Source organism: Shewanella sp. 11B5, assembly GCF_002836795.1.
Lineage (GTDB): Bacteria > Pseudomonadota > Gammaproteobacteria > Enterobacterales > Shewanellaceae > Shewanella > Shewanella frigidimarina.
Genome location: NZ_PJAP01000038.1, coordinates 1 through 1,459 on the forward strand (window position 1 = coordinate 1; position 1,459 = coordinate 1,459).

Sequence of the window (1,459 nt, forward strand, 5' to 3'; positions counted from 1 at the left end):
TATTTTTTATTATCAGTTTGTTTTTATAGGACTGTGTATGGCGTTAAACATGGCATAATTAACCACTACGTTCAGCATTCGTTTTTGTGTAAACGTTTTTGTGTAAACGTTTTTAGTAATCGCTTTAGTGACAACAGAGGTATGTTTGGCTTCACATCATTCATTATTAAATCATCAACGTCATTTTGAACGTATTGGGCCCGACTATCGTAATGGCGATTCGGTCAGTTTTCTCGACATTAAGCACACTTTTGGTTTGCAGCATATCCGTGTTGGCAAATGGGTTAACCGTGAGGAATCGGCGCTGGCGGCAAATTTAATTTTTGATTCGCTAGCAGACTTAGCCAACATCTTAGCAGTACCACCAGAATTGATTGGTTTACGCGGTAGCTTACGCTTTGCCTTTGGCCATGGCGGCCAAAAAGGTGTGCAAGCTCATTATTCGCCAGCATACCGAGAACTGGCCTTAGCCAAAAATGCCGGAGCAGGGGCATTGGCTCATGAGTATTGGCATGCATTCGATCACTATATTGCTGATAAAATGTTTATCGACGACAGTATATTAGACCCGTATTTGTCGTCGCTTGTATTATCAGAGCAAACTCCCAATACAAGTCGGACTAACTTCAATCGGGCTAATTTATTTGCTTGCGCCAGCGACAATTGGCTGGCCGATAAATCGATAAACGCTCACCCGCTGAATAAAAAACTCTCTAGCTTATTTAAAGTGACCTTGCTGAGTGCCAACGGCCAAGAGCCACATGACTATGTGCGTCGCTCCATCGCACTCGATAAGCAGCAACGCTGCCATTACTTTGCCAAACCGACCGAAATGATGGCGCGCGCCTTTGAATCCTGCATTGAAATGTATTCACAAGATTATGCCAATATATCCAATCCTTACCTGGTTAACAGTACTATCGATTCGCCACTTGCTAAGCATGGCGCTTATCCCGATGCACAACACTGCCGTGAAATATATCAAGCCATGATGGAATATTTTGAACCTTTGGGGCTAGCGTTTGATAAACAACAAGGTGCGAAGTAGGTAACTGATTGCGATGGATTAACGATGTAGGTTAATGGATTTTATGAGTTCGCTTGATGGTAGTGTCACTATCAATGTTACTTTACATGTTATTTTCAATGCCAAACACACAGGTCACTCAACGCGGCTTTTTCTTTTATGTTTATTCATCGATAATCAGCATTATCCAAGGCTTGCTTTTACCTGGCAAAGTTTTACATTGAATTTTTCGTTAGCATTTGTGAGTACTCTTCGTTATCGGCATTGCCTCTGAGTGTCTTATTTTTATCTCTTCAGTTTTACTGGGTGACTTGTCTTATGCAATTTGATTTGCATTTTGCGACTCAAATTGCGTCTCATGATGCAAATCAAATATCCACTCACTAATTATTGTTGCTTGATATTATATAATATCATTAAATAACAATGTAT

1 protein-coding gene is annotated in these 1,459 nt (G+C 40.6%); it reads left to right on the plus strand.

The window, feature by feature from the left end:
* Window positions 1-145: 145 nt before the first annotated feature.
* Entirely contained in the window at window positions 146-1,048 is a 903-nt protein-coding gene (locus CXF78_RS00315; RefSeq protein WP_102035666.1) for a CLCA_X family protein, read from the plus strand.
* The last annotated feature ends 411 nt before the right edge of the window (window positions 1,049-1,459 follow it).